Source organism: Rothia sp. QJM3NY_36 (assembly GCF_056173115.1).
The window spans coordinates 1348903-1369050 of record NZ_CM149658.1 but is presented as its reverse complement, the minus strand read 5'-3'; the positions used below and the strand labels follow the sequence as shown (position 1 = coordinate 1369050).

Below are 20148 nucleotides of genomic sequence, written 5' to 3'. Positions count from 1 at the left end.
GGAAGCGAGCAGCGACGTTGCGCATCCACATCGCCACCGACCACGCCGGGCTGGAGCTCAGCCGCTACCTGGTGGACAGCCTCACCTCCGACGGCCACGAGCTGGTCGACCACGGGCCGCAGACCTATGACCCGCAGGATGACTACCCGGCGTTCTGCATCGACGCCGCCATCGCCGTGCGCCGGGACCTCGACGCCGGGCGCGAGGCCCTCGGGATCGTGCTCGGGGGCTCCGGCAACGGCGAGCAGATGGCCGCGAACAAGGTGCCCGGCATCCGCGCGGCCCTGATCTGGAGCGAGACGACCGCGGCACTGGCCCGGGAGCACAACGACGCGCAGATCGCCGCGGTGGGTGGACGCCAGCACCAGAAGGAGGAGGCCCTGCAGATCATCCGCGTCTTCCTGTCCACCCCGTTCAGCGGCGACGAGCGGCACGTGCGCCGCATCGGCCAGATCGGCGAGTACGAGCGCACCGGGGGGATCGCCGGCAGCGTTCTGGACGCGGATGCCTGAGGGCCACTCGATCCACCGGGTCGCCCGCCGCTTCGCGGAGGGCTTCCTCGGCCAGACCCTGCGGGTCTCCAGCCCCCAGGGGCGCTTCGCCCAGGGAGCCGCCCTGCTGGACGGGGCGCGGGCGATCACCTCCCGGGCCCACGGCAAGCACTTCTTCCTCGGCTTCGACAACGACCTCACCCTCAACGTGCACCTGGGGATGTACGGGGCGTGGACCTTCGGCGGGGATGAGACCTTCGCCGCCGCCTCCTCGATCGGGGCGCCCCGACGGATGGCCGAGCGGGAGACCGCCGGCACCGAGGCAGACGACGCCCCGGCCGCCTACGCCGGGCCGCCGGCCCCGCGACCCACCACCCGGGTGCGCCTGGTGGGGGAGCACGGCTACGCGGACCTGGTGGGGGCCACGATCTGCCGGGTCCTGGAACCCGCCGGGGTGGCGGCCCTGGACGCCCAGCTGGGCCCGGACCCCCTGGACCCGCAGGCCGACCCCGAGCCGTTCTACGCCGCGGCGGCTGCGACCTCCCGACCCATCGGCGCGGTGCTGATGGATCAGAAGGCGGTGGCCGGCATCGGGAACATCTTCCGCGCGGAGAGCCTGTTCCGGGCCGGTCAGCACCCGCACACCCCGGCAGCCCGGGTCCCGCGGGAGCGGCTGGAGCTGCTGTGGCGGGACAACGTCACCCTCATGGAGGCCGCCGTGCGGCTGGGCCGGATCGTGACCACCGCCCCGGAGCACCGGCCCGGGGTGCCGGCCGAGCGAGCCTGGCGCGAGCACGCCAACTACGTCTACCTGCGCCACGGACGCCCCTGCCGGGTCTGCGGACAGGACGCGATCGTCGTGGAGGACCTGGGTGGGCGCAAGCTCTACTGGTGCACCGTCTGCCAGGCCCCGCGCTGAGCGGCCCCGGAGGCGAGGACCCCGAGACCGCACACACGCCGAGACCGTACGAGGGTGCCGAGACCGGACCCGACGGGTGCGGTCTCGGCACGGTCGTACGGTCTGGGCCGCACCGTACGGTCTCGGCGGCGTCGCGACCGGCGTCAGGAGACGACGAAGCCCCGCCACCGGAGGGTGACGGGGCCGTGAGAGGGGATGACGGGAATCGAACCCGCGTCATCAGTTTGGAAGACTGAGGCTTTACCATTAAGCTACATCCCCGCGCTGCGCGAGGAACCGACCCCGGAACGGGGGGCCTCGGCGGACCACCTCATCGAACACCACCGGCTCGCCGGGCGTCAAATCCGCTGGCGCGCTCCGGGCGGCACCAGCACCACCCACAGGAGACGGGGCGCGGGCCCTGCGGTGGCCGTTCCGGGTGGATGCGGTGAGGAGGCCGAGCGAGCATGATTCGCAATGCGAGGGCGAGACGCTAAACTGACCTGAGGCTGACGGGGTGTAGCGCAGTGGCTAGCGCGCCTGCTTTGGGAGCAGGAGATCGCAGGTTCGAGTCCTGTCACCCCGACGGTGGAGGGGCCGGATCTGCGACGTCGACGCGGCGTTCGCGCGGCCCTTCTCCGATCACACGTGCGCGGCGCATCCCGCCGTGTAGGCGAGCACGCCGCAACCCGCCCGCTCGGGCATCCGCGCGGGCTCCATCCAAGACGACCCGTAGGAGACCAACGGACGTGAAGACCACCGTCGAGAAGCAGAACCCCACCCTGGCCAAGATCCAGGTCGATGTGCCCTTCGAGGAGTTCAAGCCGTTTCTCACCAAGACCTACAAGGACCTGGCCAACCAGATCCAGCTGCCCGGCTTCCGCAAGGGCAAGGTCCCCGCGGCGCTGATCGACCAGCGCGTCGGCTACGACTTCGTCGTGGAGAACGCCCTGAACGACGCCCTCAACGGCTTCTACCAGCAGGCCCTGGCCGAGAACGAGCTGACCCCGCTGGCCCAGCCCGAGGTCGACGTCGTAGCCAAGCCCGAGTCTGACGCGCGCGAGAAGGACATCCAGGTCTCCCTGGAGGTCACCGTGCGCCCCGAGATCGAACTTCCCGAGTACACCGGGCTGAAGGTCGAGGTCGCCGACGCCGAAGTCACCGCCGAGGACGAGCAGAAGGCCCTGGACGAGCTGCGCTCCCGCTTCGGCACCCTGAAGGCCGTGGACCGCCCGGCCGCCGAGGACGACTTCGTGACCCTGGACCTGCAGGCAACGATCGACGGCGAGGAGGTCGACGCGGCCAACGACCTGTCCTACCAGGTGGGTGCCGGCACCATGCTCGAGGGCCTGGATGAGGCCCTCACCGGCCTGTCCGCCGGGGAGGATGCGACCTTCGAGACCCAGCTGGCCGGCGGTGAGCACTCCGGCGAGGACGCCACCGTGAAGGTCAAGCTGAGCGCCGTCAAGGAGCGCGAGCTGCCCGAGGCCGACGACGACTTCGCCCAGATGGCCTCCGAGTTCGACACGATCGACGAGCTGAAGGAGGACCTGAAGAAGCAGGCCGCCCAGGCCAAGGTCGCCGAGCAGGGCGCCGAGGCCCGGGACAAGGCCCTGGACCGCCTGGTCGAGCTGGTCGAGGTCCCGGTGCCGGAGAAGGTCATCGACGAGCAGGTCGAGCAGCACTTCTCCAACCCCAACGCCGAGGCCGACCACGACTCCGAGGAGCACCGCGCCGAGGTCCGGGAGAACACCGAGCGGGCCTTCCGCAACGAGGTCATCCTCGACGCGATCGCCGAGAAGGAGGAGATCGGCGTCGAGCAGGCCGAGCTGATCGACTACATCATCACGATGTCCTCCCAGTACGGCATGGACCCCAACCAGTTCGCCCAGATGCTGGACTCCTCCGGGCAGGCCGGGATGATGGTCGGCGAGGTCCGCCGCTCCAAGGCTCTGGCCAAGGTGCTGGAGCAGGCCGAGGTCGTGGACGCCTCAGGCAACGCCGTGGACCTGAGCTCCTACCTCAACCCGCAGGGCGAGCAGGAGACCGCCGAGGAGACCGCCCAGCAGGACTGATCCCCTCCGCCCCTTCGCGCTCGCTGAGCGACGACGCTGCCCCGACCCCCTCCCGCCTTGAGGAGGGGCTCGGGGCGGCGTCGTTCTGCCGTCCAGCCCCCGGCAAGCCAACAGCGAACTGGCTCGGGCACCCGTGGGCGCGCGGGCGTCGGCCTACTACTGTCGTAGACAGACACCAGCGGAGAAGGCCCCCGCCGACGCCCCGTCCCGGGTGGACGGGGGCCTGCCGCTCAGCGACGAGAAGAGGACACACCACCGATGGCACAGCAGCTTTCCGCCCACGGTTCGGCCCCGCAGATGAGCCGCGAGCCCCGCGGTCAGGACGACCACGTCTACAACCGCCTGCTCAAGGAGCGCATCATCTGGCTCGGCTCGGATGTGCGCGATGACAACGCCAACCTGATCTGCTCCCAGATGCTCCTGCTCTCCGCGGAGGACCCGCAGGCGGACATCTACCTGTACATCAACTCCCCGGGCGGATCCATCACCGCCGGGATGGCCATCTACGACACGATGCAGCTGATCCCCAACGACGTCGTGACCATCGCCACCGGCATGGCCGCCTCGATGGGGCAGTTCCTGCTCTCCTCCGGGACCCCGGGCAAGCGTTACGCGACCCCCAACGCCCGGATCCTGATGCACCAGCCCTCCGGCGGCATCGGCGGCACCGCCTCGGACATTCGCACCCAGGCCGAGCTGATCCTGGACATGAAGAAGCGCATGGCCGAGCTGACCGCGCAGCAGACCGGCAAGTCCGTGGAGCAGATCCTCGAGGACAACGACCGGGACAACTGGTTCACCGCCCAGGAGGCCCTGGTCTACGGCTTCTTCGACCACATCGCCCAGTCCGCCGGCTCCGTCTCCGGCGGCGGCGGGACCCTGAAGGACTCCTGAACCTCCCCGGTCCGCCACGCACACCCCACTTCTTCCCAGGAGACACGAGACTTCCATGAACTTCACCTCCCCGCAGGCCCAGGCTTCCGGCCTGACCATGCCCACCGACCGGTACGTGCTGCCCTCCTTCGAGGAGCGCACCCCGTACGGCTACAAGCGCCAGGACCCCTACGCCAAGCTGTTCGAGGACCGCATCATCTTCCTCGGCGTGCAGGTCGACGACGCCTCGGCCGATGACATCATGGCCCAGCTGCTGGTCCTGGAGGCCCAGGACCCGGACCGGGACATCGTCATGTACATCAACTCCCCGGGTGGCTCCTTCACCGCGATGACCGCGATCTACGACACGATGCAGTACATCCGCCCGGAGATCCAGACCGTGTGCCTGGGGCAGGCGGCCTCCGCGGCGTCGGTCCTGCTGGCCGCCGGCACCCCCGGCAAGCGCCTGGCCCTGCCCAACGCCCGCGTGCTCATCCACCAGCCGGCCCTGGCCGGGCAGCAGGGCGGGCAGGCCTCGGACATCGAGATCCACGCCAACGAGGTCATGCGCATGCGCACCTGGCTGGAGGACACCCTGGCCCTGCATTCGAACAAGACCAGCCAGCAGGTCAACAAGGACATCGAGCGGGACAAGATCCTCACCGCCAAGGACGCCCAGGAGTACGGCCTGATCGACCAGGTCCTGGAGTCGCGCAAGATCAACAAGCCGCAGATCAACACCCAGGACTGATCCGTTCGGATCCGTCATCTCGCAGCGCCCCCGCGTCATATCCACACCCTGCGCAACAGGGCAGACGCGGGGGCGTCGTAGCCGGTAGCCTGGTATCCGATGCGCCCGCCCGACGGCGGCCCGGACCCTGCGCGCGAGCGGGCCCACCGCCCGCGCATCCCGCCCTCGTCGCCGCGTGAAGTGAGGAACCATGTCCCGTCTCGGTGAGACCGCCGACCTGCTCAAGTGCAACTTCTGCGGCAAATCCCAGAAGCAGGTCCGCAAGCTCATCGCCGGCCCCGGGGTGTACATCTGCGATGAGTGCATCGAGCTGTGCAACGAGATCATCGAGGAGGAGCTCAGCGAGGTCACGGAGCTGGCCTCCGCGGAGCTGCCCAAGCCGCGGGAGATCTACGAGTTCCTGCAGGAGTACGTGATCGGCCAGGACCCGGCCAAGCGGGCCCTCGCGGTGGCGGTGTACAACCACTACAAGCGGATCCGGGCCAAGGACTCCGCGACCCCCGTGAGCGGTCAGCAGCTGCTGGCCTCCGGCGGTGAGGACGTGGACATCGCCAAGTCCAACATCCTGCTGGTCGGGCCCACCGGCTCCGGGAAGACCTACCTCGCCCAGACGCTGGCGCAGAAGCTGAACGTGCCCTTCGCCGTCGCCGATGCCACGAGCCTGACGGAGGCCGGCTACGTCGGCGAGGACGTGGAGAACATCCTGCTCAAGCTGATCCAGGCCGCGGACGGGGACGTGAAGAAGGCCGAGACCGGGATCATCTACATCGATGAGATCGACAAGATCTCCCGCAAGTCCGAGAACCCCTCGATCACCCGCGACGTCTCCGGGGAGGGGGTGCAGCAGGCGCTGCTGAAGATCCTCGAGGGCACCGTCGCCGCCGTGCCGCCCCAGGGCGGGCGCAAGCACCCGCAGCAGGACTTCGTGCAGATCGACACCACCAACGTCCTGTTCATCGTCGCCGGTGCCTTCGCGGGCCTGGAGGAGATCGTGGGGGCGCGCGTCGGGAAGAAGGGCATCGGCTTCGGCGCTCCCATCGAGCAGGCAGCCCAGGAGACGGACATCCTGCAGAAGCTGCTGCCGGAGGATCTGCTGAAGTTCGGGCTGATCCCGGAGTTCATCGGGCGCCTGCCGGTGCTGGCCAGCCTGTCCGAGCTGGGGGAGGAGGACCTGGCTCGGGTGCTTACCGAGCCGCGCAACGCCCTGGCCAAGCAGTACCAGCGGATGTTCTCCTTCGACGACGTCCGCCTGCACTTCACGGACGACGCCGTGCGGGAGATCGCCCGCCTGGCCATCTCCCGCGGCACCGGGGCGCGCGGTCTGCGCGCCATCATGGAGGAGCTGCTGCAGCCGGTGATGTTCGAGATCCCCTCCCGCGAGGACGTCGCCGAGGTGGTGGTCACCGCCGAGGCCGTGCGCGGGCAGAGCGAGCCGGAGATCATCACTCGGGAGGAGCTCGAGGCGCAGCGCAAGAGCGCCTCCTGAGTTTCCCGGTCCGAGGGTACCGGGACACTGTTCCGGCCGATCCCGTCGTCAGACCTCATCCATGAACGCAAGGAGTCCGCAGCATCGTGCACAGCATCCCCAAGGTCCTGATCCGCGAATACGGGTCCCCGTTTCTCACGACGTCGGCGATCTTTCTCGGCGTCGTCCTGGGCATCCCGCAGGAGCGCTCCCAGAACTGGGCGCTGGTGCCGATCGTGATCGGCTTCGTGGCGGGTCTGGCGCTGCTGCCGCGGACGCTGGCCGATGCGAAGGACCCCGAGCTGGAGCGGGCCAAGTACTCCTCCCGCCGGATGATCCTCTGGCGGGCCCTCGTCCCGTTCCTGTTCGTCACCGCGTGGATCGCAGCGGCCTTCATCGTCAGCCGCACCGCGGCGACCTACCGCTTCAGCATCTTCGGCAACGCGACCCTGATGATCATCGTCCTCGCGGCCATGGCGGTGTTCTCCGCTGTGTCCTACCTCGCCGGGGTGCGCCGGATGGAGGAGATCGCGAGGGAGCGGGACGACGCGTCGCCCTCCCTCTAGCCGCGTGCCCGGGGCGGGACCGGCCTTGACTCTCCGGTTCCACCTCTGTTGTTCTGGAGATCACAGCACGCCGAGAGGAGACGGCCTGATGATGAGCCCGCCCTCCGCACCTGAGGCGCCGGCCCCCTGGAAGCTGGGGCTGCGCGGGCTCGCCCAGCCGCTCGGCGTGGTCGCGGCCGTGCTGGTGTGGACCGCGTTCCGCGGGGATGACCCGTGGATCGCGCCGTCCTCCCTGCTGGGCCTCGCCGTGGCCGTGGTCGTGGGCGTCCTCATCGAGTGAGCCATGAATCGATGGATCCCCGAGGTCACCTAAACCCGCTACCGCCGCACCAGCCCGCAAGCGATCGGCTGGCGGATCGGCTGCGGGCTGGGCGCCTGGCTGGCCTGCCTGGCGCTGTTCGGCCTCATCGTGCTTCTCGGCGGGGCGGTGACCGCGGTGGACGGGATCATCCTCGGGGCGGAGCTGGCCGTCGGGGTGATCGCGGCGGCGCTCTGCTTCCGCTGGGAGCTGCGCCAGCTGCGCAGTCGGAGCGCCGCCGGGGAATAATCGGGGTTCCTGCGCGGCTGTGCTGGACGGCAGCGGCCCCGGAAGGGGCCCGACGCGACCCGAGAAGGAGCACACGCCATGACCGAGAAGGTCGAGTACTGGTTCGATCCCATCTGCCCGTGGGCCTGGATGACCTCCCGCTGGATGACCGAGGTGGGGGGCATCCGCGACGTCGAGGTCACCTGGAATCCCTTCAGCCTGAGCCTCCTCAACGAGGACAAGGACATCCCCGCCGACTACCGCGCCCACCTGGACCGCTCCCGGGGACCGGCCCGCGTGGCCATGGCCGTGCGCGAGACCCAGGGGCAGGAGAAGGTCAAGGCCTTCTACGACGCCGTCGGCACCGCGATCCACCCGGAGAACACCGGGGAGCAGGACGAGACCAAGCGCCTCCGCGAGGCCATCGAGCGGGCCCTGGAGCAGACCGGGCTGCCGGCGGAGCTGGCCGAGGAGGCCGAGAAGGACACCTACGACGACGCCCTGCGCGCCTCCAACGCCCGCGCGCTGAAGCTGGTCGGAGACGACGTCGGCGTGCCCATCATCGCGTTGGAAGGTGCGGCGTTCTTCGGCCCCGTCATGTCCCCGGCGCCGACGGGCGAGGAGGCCGGAAAGGTCTGGGACGGGGCGCTCGCCCTGGCCTCCTACGAGGGGTTCTTCGAGCTGAAGCGCTCCCGCACCCGCGGACCGCAGTTCGACTGAGCCGCCCGACCCCGCCGCGAGCGAAGGCCCCGGCCGCCGATTCCCGATCCCGGGAAGGGCGGCCGGGGCCTGCGCGCATCGGGGCGGCTCCCGCGCCCTCGTGCCCGCCGGGGCTCACCCCCGGTCGGAGGATCCGCCGCGCGCCGCGCTCCGGGTCTCGCGCCGATCCTTCCGCTTCTGCGCCTTGCGCCGGCGCAGCGTCTGGCGGGCCGCCCACGTGTAGTTGATCGCGTCATCCGAGGTGTACTCGATCATCGCGAACACCTGGCTGGCCATCACCACGAACACCGCGTAGGTGATCGAGGAGTCCGCCGTCCCGTTGAACACCTCCACCGCGGTGGCCACGAAGCTGACCAGCAGCAGGGCCAGGCTGATCTGCCGGGCCCGGTACCGCCCGCGCACCACGTTGATCGCCAGCAGCACCTGCACCAGCGCGATCACGGCGATCGCCGCCGTCACCAGCGCAAGGGTCACATCCCACAGGTCGCTGCCCGTGTCCGCGGCGAAGGCCTCCGCCGCGTCGATCAGCCGCTGCTCGCGCACCGACCGGGTGAACTCCGGGGTGAACAGCCGGTACAGGCTGCGTCCCATCTGCAGCAGGGCCACCAGCGAGACCAGCGCCCCGGCCAGCCAGACCTGCGGCGGCGCCTTCTCGGCCAGCTGGGAGAGGTTCCGGTGTCCGCGCGGCCCGCGGGCCTGCTCCCCGGAATCCTCCTCGTGGTCCCCGGGCACCACCTCGTCCAGGTCCACGATGGGCAGGTTCCCGTCCGTGCGGATCTGGTCCCCGCCGCCGTTGCGGGAGTTGTACCCGCTCATGAACCCCTCCAGCACCCGGACCGAAGCCTCGGGGCTGGTGTAGCCAAGCGTCTGGACCACGTAATCCCGCTCCAGGTCCGTGGCCGCATCCACCTTGTGGGTGACCTGCAGGGTGAACAGGGACAGCCCGACGGCGTTGTCGTAGGTCGCGGCCGCGACCCAGTCCGCCCGCTGCCCGCCCGGCAGCATCCAGTCCTCCGGGGTCTTCCAGAAGCGCACGTGATGGCGCTTGGACGGGTTGCCGTCCACCTCCTGCTGGTACGCGAAATCCTGGCGGCGCCCGAACAGCAGCAGCGGGGAGACCGGCGCGGACGGGTAGGAGCGCTTGGTCAGCGAGGAGATGATGATCTGCCACGAGCTCTTCAGCGTCACCGGCTCCGCCATCGTCCACCCGGCCCGGCGCATCGCCTCGTGGATGTCGTCCTCCTCCGCCAGGAACGCCAGGTTCACCGGATCCCCGAGCAGGCCGTCACCGGTCTGGGTGCGGCCGAAGAAGTAGTCCGGGACGTAGATGGTCGTCATGATCCGGTGGAAACGCGGCAGGGCCAGGTACGCCGCCAGCCCCCAGAAGATCAGGATGAACAGCACCGACCACCAGCTCATGTGCACGGCCTGGGTCAGGGCCACCACGGCCAGCCAGATCGAGGCGAGCCCGGCCAGGATGAAGTAGACCTTGTCCGGCCAGTCGTCGATCAGGCGCCGCTCGTCCTGCAGCTGCTGCTGCAAGCGGGTCTGCTGAGTCTGATCCGTATCCCCCTGGTACTCGGGGTAGTGCGGGTCCCGCCCGCGGCCCTCGGAGGTGGCGTAGCGGGACGGGCCGCGCCCGGCGGGCGAGGCTTCCGCCTCGACCGCCGGGCGCGGCTGCTCGGTCTCGGAGCGCTCAGCGGGCATCGGCGGCGTCCTCGGCGGCCAGGTGCACCGAGGCCACGGCCAGCTCCGCTCCGGTCTGCGCGAGCAGCCGCAGCTCGCGGACGTTGCCCGCGGCCTTCAGGTCCTCCGCGCCCTCGGCCAGCAGGTCCAGCACGGCCTGCTCGGCGCGCACGGTGGCCTCGAGGACCTCGGTGCGCTGCTTGACCTTCGCCTCGGACTTGGCCTTGCGCACCCCGGACAGGGCGCGGCCGACGACGTCGAGGACCTCCGCCTGCCCGGTCACGCCCGCGTAAGCCTGCGTGCTCGGCCACTCGGCCCGGTGCACCGAGGCGCCCTGCTCGACGCCGCCGCGCCACCAGGACCACACCTCCTCCGTGGCGAAGGGCAGGAACGGGGCGAACAGCCGCAGCAGCGCGTCCAGGGTCGTGGCCAGCGCCGCGTGCACCGAGGCCTGCTCGGCCTCACCGCGCCCGCCGTAGGCCCGGTCCTTGACCAGCTCCACGTAGTCATCCGTGAAGGTCCAGAAGAAGGTCTCGGTCAGCTGCAGGGCCTTGGCGTACTCGTAGTCCTCGAAGGCCTGCGTGGCCTCCCGCACCACCTGCTCCAGCCGGGCCAGCAGGGCCCGATCCAGCCCGTTGACCACCACCGTCGCGTCCGCGCCGCGGCCGATCACCGAATCCGCGGTGACCCCCTGCATGAGCACGAACTTGGAGGCGTTGAGCAGCTTGATCGCCAGACGCCGGCCGATCTTCATCTGCCCCTCGTCGTAGGCGGTGTCCGCCCCGAGGCGGGCCGAGGCGGCCCAGTAGCGCACGGCGTCGGCCCCGTACTTGTCCAGCACCTCGTGGGGCACCACCACGTTGCCCTTGGACTTGGACATCTTCTTCCGGTCCGGATCCAGGATCCACCCGGACAGGGCCGTGTGCCGCCACGGCACGGAATCCTCCAGGGAATCCGCGCGCACCGCGGTGGAGAACAGCCAGGTGCGGATGATGTCGTGGCCCTGCGGACGCAGATCCATCGGGAACGTGCTGGCGTGCAGCCCGTCGTCCTCGCCCCACCCGGTCGCGATCTGCGGGGTCAGGGAGGAGGTGGCCCAGGTGTCCAGCACATCCGGGTCCGCGGTGAACCCGCCGGGCTGATCCCGCTGATCCTCGGCGTAGCCGGCCGGAGCCTGCGCGGCCGGATCCACCGGCAGCTGCTCTTCGGCGGGCAGGACGGGGGAGGAGTAGTCCGGCTCCCCGTGCTCATCCACCGGGTACCACACGGGGAAGGGCACGCCGAAGAACCGCTGGCGGGAGACCAGCCAGTCCCCGTTCAGGCCCTCCACCCAGTTCTCGTACCGGCTGCGCATGAACGCGGGGTGCCAGGAGATCTCCCGGCCCCGCTCGATCATCGTCCTCCGCCGGTCCTCGTCGCGACCGCCGTTGCGCAGGTACCACTGCCGGGAGGTCACGATCTCCAGGGGCTTGTCCCCCTTCTCGTAGAACTTCACCGGGTGGGTGATCCGCCGCGGCTCACCCTCCATCTCCCCGTTCTCCCCGAGCATCTCCACCACGGTCTTCTGCGCGGTGAACACGGTGGCCCCGGCGATCCGCTCGTAGCGGGCCCGGGCGTCCTTGTCGGTGATCCATTCCGGGACCTCCCGGGCGAAGCGCCCGTCCCGGCCGATCAGCGCGCGGGTCGGCAGATCCAGCTCCCGCCACCAGGTCACGTCCGTGGTGTCGCCGAAGGTGCAGATCATCGCGATCCCCGCGCCCTTGTCCGGCTGCGCCAGCTCGTGGGCCTTCACCGGAACCTCGACGCCGAACAGCGGCGAGGTCACGGTGGTGCCGAACAGCTCTCGGTACCGCTCATCCTCCGGGTGCGCCACCAGGGCCACACAGGAGGGCAGCAGCTCCGGGCGGGTGGTCTCGATCCACACCTTCTGCCCGTCGGGCCGGTGGAAGGAGATCCGGTGGTAGGCGCCCTCGCGCTCCTTGTCCTCCAGCTCCGCCTGGGCCACCGCGGTGCGGAAGGTGACGTCCCACATGGTCGGGGCCTCGGCCATGTAGGCGTTGCCGGCCGCCAGATCCCGCAGGAACGCCCGCTGGGAAACCCGGCGGGAATGGGCGTCGATGGTCCGATACGTGCGATCCCAGTCCACGGACAGGCCCAGGGTCATGAACAGGTGCTCGAAGACCTTCTCGTCTTCGACCGCCAGCTCCTCGCACAGCTCGATGAAGTTCTGCCGGGAGATCACATCCCAGTCCCGCTGGTTGCGCGCCGGCTTCTCCGGCGGGCGATACCCCTCCACGTACGGCTTCGACGGGTCGCAGCGCACCCCGTAGTAGTTCTGCACCCGCCGCTCGGTCGGCAGGCCGTTATCGTCCCAGCCCAGCGGGTAGAACACGTTCTTCCCGTGCATCCGCTGGTAGCGGGCGATCACATCCGTCTGCGTGTAGGAGAACATGTGTCCCACGTGCAGGGAGCCCGACGCCGTGGGCGGGGGAGTGTCGATGGAGTAGACCTGCTCGCGGCTGGTCTGCGCGTCGAAGGCATAGGTCCCGGCCTTCCGCCAGGCCTGCGAGTACTTCTCCTCCAGGCCCTCCAGTCCGGGCTTGTCGGGGACGGTGGTGCGTGCGGGCGCGTCTGTGCCCTGGTTGATCTCAGCCATGCCGCCCATTGTCTCACGCACGCCACCGTGAGCCGTCGGCCCACCGGGCCCGGCTCCACCCGGTCCGGATCGGCTCCGGCCCGGTCAGTCCAGCTCGGTGAACTTCCGATCCCAGGAGGCCCGCACCGGATTCGCCCCGGCCAGCAGCGCGTCGAAGCGGTCGTTGGCGATCTCCACGATCTGTGTCAGCGCCACCCGGTGCTCCTGCGCGGCCGAGTTGGCCAGGCGCCGCACCCCCGAGCGCAGCACCCGATCCACCGAATCCGTGGTGGACAGGTACGCCACCCACGGCATCCCGAAGCGCTCGCGGTACTGGGCGGCCAGCTCCTGCAGGGCCGCCAGCTGCGCATCGTCCAGGTCCTCCAGCCCCAGGGAGCCGCGGTCCCGGGAGATCCGGGCGTGCTCCTCCTCGGGGGCGGTGATCAGCTGGGCCATGTCCGGGTAGTCGTGGATCAGGGCCTCGCGCCGCTGGCGGGGCGCGGTGAGCACGGCCACCTGAATCGCCTCGCGCAGCGCGGCGACGTCGGCGAAGGGTCGGGACTCCCAGGCCTGCTCCAGCGGCCAGGTCTCGCGGTTGAACAGCTCACCCAGGGCGCGCACGAAGCCCTCCCGGTCCAGGGCGTTGATCTGCTCCAGGGTCAGACCCTCGCCCTCCGGGGAGCGAGCGATGAGCCCGCCGCTCTGGCGACCCACGTGGAAGAACAGCAGGTTCAGCACGATGGCCGTGATGGACCCGGCGATCATCCCGGAGGAGAGCAGGATCTGCGCCCAGGAGGGCAGCACCTGGGCGATCTCCGGCTTGAAGGTCACCAGCATCGCCAGCGACAGGGCGGTCGTGACGATCACCGCGTTGCGGTTGTCGGACATGTCCGCCCGCCCGATGGTCTGCATCCCCACCCACGCGACGTTGGCGAACAGCGCCAGGGAGGCAGCACCCAGCACCGGCGAGGGGATCGAGGCGACGACGGCCCCGGCCTTGGGCAGCAGCCCGAGCACGATCATCAGGACCGCCGCGGCCGCGGCCACCCACCGGGATTTCACCCCGGTGATGCGCACCAGGCCCACGTTCTGGGCGAAGCAGGTGTACGGGAAGGAGTTCAGCACCCCGCCCAGGGTCGTGGAGACGCCGTCGGCCCGGATCGCCGCGGTCACGTCCTTCGCCCGGATCCGCTTCTTCACGATCTCCCCGGTGGCGAACACGTCCCCGGTGGTCTCCACCATGGTGATCATCATGACGATGACCATCATGAGGATCGCCGAGACGCTGAACTGCGGGATGCCGAAGTAGAAGGGGGTCGTGATGCCCAGGGCATCGGCCCGACCCACCTCGTCCAGGTGGGCATCGCCCAGCAGCAGGGCGACCGCGGTGCCGGCCACCAGCCCGATCAGCACCGCGAGGGTGCCCAGGAACCCGTGGAAGAAGCGCTGGACCAGCACGATCACCAGCAGGGTGCCCGCGGCGTAGGCGATGGCCCTGGCGTCCGGGGCGTCCTGGGCGTGGTCCACGACGTCGTTCGCGGAGACCGCCAGCAGCGAGGTGCCCATGCACAGCAGCACCGAGCCGGTGACCACCGGCGGGAAGAAGCGCAGCAGCCGGGAGAAGACCGGGGCGGCGAAGAACGTGAACAGTCCGGAGACGATCACGGCCCCGTAGATCATCGGCAGGCCCTCGACGCCGCCGCGCCCGTCCGTGGCCCCCAGCCCGATCGCGATGATCGGGGCGACGGCGGTGGTGGTGACGCCCTGGATGATGGGCAGGCGCACCCCGACCCGGCGACCCAGACCCACCGACTGGATCAGGGTGGCCAGACCGCAGGTCAGCAGATCCGCGTTGATCAGGTGGATCGTCGTGGCCGCATCCAGGTGCAGGGACTGGGCGATCAGCAGCGGCACGATCACCGCGCCGGCGTAGAATGCCAGGACGTGCTGGACGCCCAGCGCCGCCAGGCGGGGGAACGGAGGGACGCGGTCGACCGGGTGGCGCACGGGCGCGGATGCAGGGAGGCTCACCCCATCGAGGGTACCGCCGCAGAAAGCCTCCCATCGTCCGGGTCACACGATCGTCATCCGGGCGTCGCTAGGGTGGGGGACATGAGCGAGACCACCGCATCGAGCACCACCCGCACCGCCGTCGTCACCGGAGCGTCTTCCGGGATCGGGCGGGAGACAGCCCGTCAGCTGCGCGCCGAGGGCTGGACCGTGTACGCCGCGGCCCGCCGCGCCGAGCGCCTGGAGGAGCTGGCCGAGCAGACCGGGGTGATCCCGCACCCCCTGGACGTCACCGATCCCGAGGCGGTGGCGGCCCTGGCCGAGCGGGTGCGGCGGGAGCACGGACCGCTGGACGCGCTGCTGAACATCTCCGGCGGCGCGATCGGCATGGACGCCGTGGCCGACGGCGATCCCGAGGACTGGCGGGCCATGTACGAGGTCAACGTCCTGGGCACCCTGAACACCGTCCGCGCCTTCCTGCCGGACCTGCGCGCCAACGGGCGCGGCACCGTGCTGAATCTGACCTCCACCGCCGCGGAGGCCGGCTACGAGGGCGGCGGCGGCTACAACGCCGCGAAGTTCGCCGAGCGCGGCCTGACCGAGGCGCTGCGCCTGGAGGAGGCCGAGCACAACGTGCGCGTGATCGAGATCCGCCCGGGGATGGTGCGCACCGAGGAGTTCTCCCTGAACCGGCTGGGCTCCCGGGAAGCCGCCGATGCCGTGTACCGCGGGGTCGAGCAGCCGCTGACCGCCGAGGACGTCGCCCGCGTCAACGTCCTGGCCGTGACCCTGCCGCACCACATCGCCCTGGACACCGTGACCCTGCGCCCGGTGGCCCAGGCCGCCCAGCACAAGGTCATCCGCCGGGACCCCTCGTGAGCGGGCACCGGCCGGCCCGGCCGGACACCCAGGACCCGCTGGACCCGGACGAGCGGCGGGCCCTGTCCGGGGTGCACCTGGTGGTGTGCGGGCATGGCACCCGCAGCGCGCTGGGCCAGCGGACCATGGCCGCCCTGGTGGATGCGATCCGCTCCCTCGCCCCCGGACCGGTGCACGCCGCCTCGGTGGACGTGCAGGAGCCCTCCGCCGACGCGGTGGTCGGCGCCCTGCCCCCTGATCGCCCGGGGGTCATCCAGCCGCTGCTGCTGTCCACCGGCTACCACACGCGGGTGGATCTGCAGAACGCTGCCCGGCGGCATCCCGGACTGCGCCGCGGACACGGCATGGTCGTGGCCCGGGCCCTGGGCCCGGACCCGGTTTTGGCGGCCCTGCAGGTGCGGCGGCTGCGAGAGGCCGGGTGGAGCCCCGAGGTGGAGCCGGGCGCCGTCGTCATGGGGGCGGCCGGCTCCTCGGTGACCGCCGGCCGGCGGGCCGCCGCCCGGCAGCGGGACCTGCTCGCCGATGCCCTGGGCCTGCCGGTGCACCTGGGCTACGGCGCCGGCCGGCCCAGCATCGCCGAGGTCGTGCGCGCCGCCGGCAGCGAGGCGGATGCGGTGGCCTGCTCCTCCTATCTGCTCACCCCGGGGACCTTCCAGGACCGGCTGGCCGCCGCCGGTCCGCAGCGCCTGGCCGGACCCCTGGTGGAGGCCGAGGACGAGGCGGGGCTGCGCGCCGTCGCCCTGCTGGCCCTGCGCCGGGCCGCGGCCGCCGCCGGGGGCGGCGAGGTCGAGGTCGAGACCCAATCCACCTGATCCCGGCACCGACGGCGCCCCGGGCGGCCCCCGCCTCGCCGGACGCGCGCCCCGGGGTGCTCGCGCGGCATCATGTTTCGCTCGGATCACCTCAGATGACGCCGCGCGTCCCCGCGTTGTTCCGTGTTGAGCCGATTTTTCCGCTCACCGCGGGGGTTCCCTAGGGTCGAACCATGTCAGGTACCGCACCGGCTGCGCAGCCCACCCCGAAGCGCAAGCGCGCCGCCAAACCGAACGGCCAGTGGAAGATCGACGGACGCGCCCCGCTGAACCACAACGAGGAGTTCAAGCTCGAGGACGACGGACTCAACGTGCGGGAGCGCATCGAGTCCGTCTACGCCCGCGAGGGATTCAACGCGATCGCCGATGACGACCTGCACGGCCGGTTCCGGTGGTGGGGGCTGTACACCCAGCGCCGCCCCGGCATCGACGGCGGGCGCACCGCCAAGCTGGAGACCTCCGAGCTGGAGGACCGGTACTTCATGATGCGGGTGCGCATCGACGGCGGTGCGCTGACCCTGGAGCAGCTGCGCGTGATCGCGGGGATCTCCGAGGAGTTCGGCCGCGGCACCGCGGACGTCACGGATCGGCAGAACATCCAGCTGCACTGGGTGCAGATCGAGGACGCCCCGGAGATCTGGCGGCGTCTGGAGTCCGTGGGCCTGTCCACGACGGAGGCCTGCGGGGACGTCTCCCGCGTGATCCTCGGCTCGCCCGTGGCCGGAGTGGCCGCCGAGGAGATCCTGGATCCCACCCCGACCATCCGGGAGATCAAGGAGCGCTTCATCGGGGACCCCGAGCTGTCCAACCTGCCGCGCAAGTTCAAGACCGCCGTGACCGGTCACCCCAGCCAGGACGTGGTGCACGAGATCAACGACATCTCGCTGGTCGGGGTGGTCCACCCCGAGCTGGGGGCCGGCTATGACCTGTGGGTCGGCGGCGGGCTGTCCACCAACGCCCATCTCGCCCAGCGCCTGGGCGCCTTCGTCGCCCCGGAGCACGCGGCCGAGGTCTGGCACGGGGTGACCAGCATCTTCCGGGACTACGGCTACCGCCGCCTGCGCAACCGGGCCCGGCTGAAGTTCCTCATGGCCGACTGGGGTCCGGAGCGCTTCCGCGAGGTCCTGGAGCAGGAGTACCTCGGCTGGCGTCTGCCGGACGGGCCCGCCCCCCAGCGCCCGACCCGCACCGGCGATCACGTCGGGGTGCATCGGCAGAAGGACGGCCGATACTACGTCGGGCTGTCCCCGATGGTCGGGCGCGTGGGCGGGACGATGCTGAACCGCCTGGCCGAGCTCATGCAGGCCCACGGCTCGCGGCGGCTGCGGCTGACCCCCTACCAGAAGATCGTGGTCCTGGACCTGCCAGAGGAGGACGTCGAGCCCTTCGTCGCGGCGGCCCGGGAGATCGGCCTGGAGGCCCGGCCGTCGCTGTTCCGCCGCACCACGATGGCCTGCACCGGCATCCAGTTCTGCAAGCTGGCGATCGTGGACACCAAGGACACCGCCGAGGGGGTCATCCGGGACCTGGATGAGCGCCTGACCGACGTCGCCGATCGGCTGCCCGAGCAGCTGACCCTGCACATCAACGGCTGCCCCAACTCCTGCGCCCGGATCCAGACCGCCGACATCGGGCTGAAGGGCCAGATCATCACCGACGACGCCGGGGAGCAGGTGCCCGGCTTCCAGGTGCACCTCGGCGGGGAGCTGTCCGGGCACACCAACGACGGCGGGGTCACCGGGCGCACCGTGCGCGGGCTGAAGGTCCCGGCCACGGGCATCGCCGAGTACGTGGAGCGCCTCGTGCGCTCCTACCTGAAGCACCGGGAGGACCCCGAGCAGGGCTTCGCGGACTGGGCGCGCACCGCGGACGAGGAGCTGGTGGCGTGAGCCTGCCCGTCGGCCTGCGGCTGGCGGGTCGGACGGTGCTCGTTGCCGGCGGCGGCCCGGTGGCCGAGCGGCGGGTCCGGGCCCTGCTGATCGAGCGGGCCCGGGTGCTGCTGGTGGCCCCGGAGGTCACCGAGGAGCTGGCGCGTCTGGCCGATCAGGACCCCCACCTGGTGTGGCACCGGCGCCGGGCCGCGGCCGCGGATCTGGACGGGGTGTGGCTCCTGTTCGCCCACACGGGCAGCCCGCGGGTCCAGCGGGAGCTGGCCGAGGCCGCCGAGAGCCGTCGGATCTTCGCCGTGATCGGCGGCGATCCCCAGGCCTCGACCGCGTGGTCCGCGGCCGCGGCGCGGGCGCACGGGGTCAGCGTGGGCGTCAACGCCGCCGCGGACCCCGCCCGTGCGAAGGCCGTGGCCGCCTGGATCCAGGCGCGCCTGGAGACGGGGGAGGCCCCGGTCCGGGCCCGGCGGGCGCAGGTGCGGGAAGCCCCGGATGAGGCGCGGCAGCCGCCCGGCACCGTGGCGCTGGTCGGCGGCGGGCCGGGGGACCCCGGGCTGCTCACCGTGCGCGGGCGGCACCTGCTGGCCGAGGCCGACGTCGTCGTGGCCGATCGGCTCGGTCCGGTGGATCTGCTGCCGCGCCTGGCCGAGCACGCCCGGATCATCGACGTCGGCAAACGCGCCGGGTACCACAAGGTCACCCAGGACCGGATCAATGCGACCCTCGTGGAGGAGGCCCGGAAGGGCCTGCGGGTCGTCCGCCTGAAGGGCGGGGACCCGTTCGTCTTCGGCCGCGGCGGCGAGGAGGAGGAATACTGCGCGGCCCACGGGGTGCCCGTGGAGGTCGTGCCCGGGATCACCTCGGCCATCTCCGTGCCGGCGGCGGCCGGCATCCCGGTGACCCACCGGAACCTCTCCCACGGCTTCAGCGTGGTCACCGCGCACACCGAGCTCCCGGTGGTCCCGCACGACAGGGCGCATACTCTCATCCTGCTCATGGGCGTGCGCCGACTGGCCGACACCTCCCGGCACCTGATCGAGCTGGGCCACGACCCGCTCACCCCGGTCGCGATCGTCGAACGCGGCTGGACCCCCGAGCAGCGCACCACGGTGGGCACCCTGGAGACCATCGCGCAGCTGGCTCGGCGGCGCGGGGTGCGCGCCCCCGCGGTGATCGTCGTCGGGGACGTGGCCGCGATGGGCGCCTCGACCGACTGAACTCGGCCCACACCAGAAGGGGCCGGGCGGGGCGGGACGAGCCGGGCGGCAGCGGGCGGGTGCCTCAGGCCTCGCGCGCGACCCGCAGGCCGGCGCGGATCATCGGGATCTGCAGCGGCAGGCGGGCCAGGGTGATGATCCGGCGCGCGGGGGAGTCGTGCCGGGCATCCCAGGCCATCTGGACGTTGCCGGGCCACACCGCCAGGTAGAGCCCGACGGCCGCCCGCCCGCCGATCCGGCGCGTGCGGTGCCTGGCCAGCAGGGCGGCCACGGTGAGCTCCGCAGCCCCCGAGCCGTAGGTCCAGGCGCGGGCCGAGCCGGGAAGGGCCGGGGGAATCAGGGGGTCGAAGGCACCCGGGCGGAGGAAGTGCAGCAGGCCCATCCCGGTCAGCGCCCCGGCCTGGAGGCGGGCCGACCGTGCGGCGCGGGGGTGGGCGGATGGGGTCGGGGTCTTGCGGGAATCGGCCATGCATCCACCGTAGTCGCGGCGGGGGCGCGGTCGGCGTTAGACACCCCGGAGCGGGCGGGCCTACACTGGGGCCAGTGCGATGACCCGGCCATCACCGGCGAGCAATCCGGAAGAACGGGCGGTACCTGCCGACCCCCACCGAAGCGCTGCGGCGCGGGGGAAGGCGGAACAGATACAGCCTCATTAGAC

General features: G+C 71.2%; 18 protein-coding genes and 2 tRNA genes. 15 read left to right on the top strand and 5 right to left on the bottom strand.

Annotation, left to right across the window (positions count from 1 at the left end; all coding sequences use genetic code 11):
- Positions 1-17 precede the first annotated feature (17 nt).
- Both AC0VXQ_RS06015 and AC0VXQ_RS06010 read left to right on the top strand, forming a co-directional pair.
- Positions 18-512 carry a ribose-5-phosphate isomerase gene (locus AC0VXQ_RS06015; RefSeq protein ID WP_061225669.1) on the top strand — a complete coding sequence of 165 codons (495 nt, stop codon included), beginning with the start codon at positions 18-20 and terminating at the stop codon, positions 510-512.
- On the top strand, positions 505-1410 hold the full coding sequence (locus AC0VXQ_RS06010) for an Fpg/Nei family DNA glycosylase (RefSeq protein ID WP_061225668.1): 906 nt from the start codon (positions 505-507) through the stop codon (positions 1408-1410). Before AC0VXQ_RS06015 ends, AC0VXQ_RS06010 begins: the two co-directional genes overlap by 8 nt.
- A 190-nt stretch (positions 1411-1600) precedes the next feature.
- On the opposite strand, the gene AC0VXQ_RS06005 is transcribed toward AC0VXQ_RS06010, so the two are convergent.
- Positions 1601-1671: transfer RNA gene (locus tag AC0VXQ_RS06005), tRNA-Gly, on the bottom strand.
- A 231-nt stretch (positions 1672-1902) separates the two neighbouring features.
- On the opposite strand from AC0VXQ_RS06005, the gene AC0VXQ_RS06000 reads away from it, so the two are divergent.
- The 9 genes from AC0VXQ_RS06000 (at position 1903) to AC0VXQ_RS05960 (ending at position 8365) form a co-directional block, all read left to right on the top strand.
- Positions 1903-1975: transfer RNA gene (locus tag AC0VXQ_RS06000), tRNA-Pro, on the top strand.
- A 163-nt stretch (positions 1976-2138) separates the two neighbouring features.
- Positions 2139-3464, top strand: coding sequence for a trigger factor (gene tig / locus AC0VXQ_RS05995; protein WP_224799685.1), 1326 nt, complete (start codon positions 2139-2141; stop codon positions 3462-3464).
- A 258-nt stretch (positions 3465-3722) separates the two neighbouring features.
- A complete protein-coding gene (locus AC0VXQ_RS05990; RefSeq protein WP_311197657.1) occupies positions 3723-4358 on the top strand; it encodes an ATP-dependent Clp protease proteolytic subunit in 636 nt (211 codons plus the stop codon).
- Positions 4359-4413: 55 nt separating this feature from the next.
- Positions 4414-5088: an ATP-dependent Clp protease proteolytic subunit gene (locus AC0VXQ_RS05985; RefSeq protein WP_058730251.1), complete on the top strand. Its 675-nt coding sequence runs from the start codon at positions 4414-4416 to the stop codon at positions 5086-5088.
- 190 nt (positions 5089-5278) lie between these two features.
- Positions 5279-6574: an ATP-dependent Clp protease ATP-binding subunit ClpX gene (gene clpX, locus AC0VXQ_RS05980; RefSeq protein WP_196826173.1), complete on the top strand. Its 1296-nt coding sequence runs from the start codon at positions 5279-5281 to the stop codon at positions 6572-6574.
- Between the two features lie 86 nt (positions 6575-6660).
- Positions 6661-7119 (top strand): hypothetical protein, encoded by a 459-nt coding sequence (locus AC0VXQ_RS05975; RefSeq protein WP_058730253.1) that lies wholly within the window; start codon positions 6661-6663, stop codon positions 7117-7119.
- Between the two features lie 88 nt (positions 7120-7207).
- Complete coding sequence (locus AC0VXQ_RS05970) at positions 7208-7399, top strand: hypothetical protein (RefSeq protein WP_058730254.1); 192 nt, start codon at positions 7208-7210, stop codon at positions 7397-7399.
- Positions 7400-7528: 129 nt separating this feature from the next.
- Positions 7529-7666, top strand: coding sequence for a hypothetical protein (locus tag AC0VXQ_RS05965; protein ID WP_165590099.1), 138 nt, complete (start codon positions 7529-7531; stop codon positions 7664-7666).
- 78 nt (positions 7667-7744) lie between these two features.
- A complete protein-coding gene (locus AC0VXQ_RS05960) occupies positions 7745-8365 on the top strand; it encodes a mycothiol-dependent nitroreductase Rv2466c family protein (protein ID WP_058730255.1) in 621 nt (206 codons plus the stop codon).
- Positions 8366-8479: 114 nt separating this feature from the next.
- Here AC0VXQ_RS05960 and AC0VXQ_RS05955 read toward each other — a convergent pair whose 3' ends face one another.
- The 3 genes from AC0VXQ_RS05955 to AC0VXQ_RS05945 form a co-directional block, all read right to left on the bottom strand.
- Positions 8480-10072 carry an LssY C-terminal domain-containing protein gene (locus AC0VXQ_RS05955; RefSeq protein ID WP_475527957.1) on the bottom strand — a complete coding sequence of 531 codons (1593 nt, stop codon included), beginning with the start codon at positions 10070-10072 and terminating at the stop codon, positions 8480-8482.
- Positions 10062-12707: a valine--tRNA ligase gene (gene valS, locus AC0VXQ_RS05950; RefSeq protein WP_475527956.1), complete on the bottom strand. Its 2646-nt coding sequence runs from the start codon at positions 12705-12707 to the stop codon at positions 10062-10064. Before valS ends, AC0VXQ_RS05955 begins: the two co-directional genes overlap by 11 nt.
- An 84-nt stretch (positions 12708-12791) precedes the next feature.
- Positions 12792-14717, bottom strand: a complete 1926-nt coding sequence (locus tag AC0VXQ_RS05945; RefSeq protein ID WP_058730256.1) for a solute carrier family 23 protein — start codon at positions 14715-14717, stop codon at positions 12792-12794.
- Positions 14718-14798: 81 nt separating this feature from the next.
- Between AC0VXQ_RS05945 and AC0VXQ_RS05940 the strand changes: the two genes are divergently transcribed.
- The 4 genes from AC0VXQ_RS05940 (at position 14799) to cobA (ending at position 19490) form a co-directional block, all read left to right on the top strand.
- On the top strand, positions 14799-15575 hold the full coding sequence (locus AC0VXQ_RS05940; RefSeq protein ID WP_058730257.1) for an SDR family oxidoreductase: 777 nt from the start codon (positions 14799-14801) through the stop codon (positions 15573-15575).
- Positions 15572-16387 carry a sirohydrochlorin chelatase gene (locus AC0VXQ_RS05935; protein WP_058730258.1) on the top strand — a complete coding sequence of 272 codons (816 nt, stop codon included), beginning with the start codon at positions 15572-15574 and terminating at the stop codon, positions 16385-16387. Before AC0VXQ_RS05940 ends, AC0VXQ_RS05935 begins: the two co-directional genes overlap by 4 nt.
- A gap of 173 nt (positions 16388-16560) precedes the next feature.
- On the top strand, positions 16561-18276 hold the full coding sequence (locus AC0VXQ_RS05930) for a nitrite/sulfite reductase (RefSeq protein WP_358292367.1): 1716 nt from the start codon (positions 16561-16563) through the stop codon (positions 18274-18276).
- A complete protein-coding gene (gene cobA / locus AC0VXQ_RS05925; protein WP_358292364.1) occupies positions 18273-19490 on the top strand; it encodes a uroporphyrinogen-III C-methyltransferase in 1218 nt (405 codons plus the stop codon). Before AC0VXQ_RS05930 ends, cobA begins: the two co-directional genes overlap by 4 nt.
- A 64-nt stretch (positions 19491-19554) precedes the next feature.
- Here cobA and AC0VXQ_RS05920 read toward each other — a convergent pair whose 3' ends face one another.
- A complete protein-coding gene (locus AC0VXQ_RS05920; RefSeq protein ID WP_196826167.1) occupies positions 19555-19959 on the bottom strand; it encodes a DoxX family protein in 405 nt (134 codons plus the stop codon).
- Between the last annotated feature and the right edge of the window lie 189 nt (positions 19960-20148).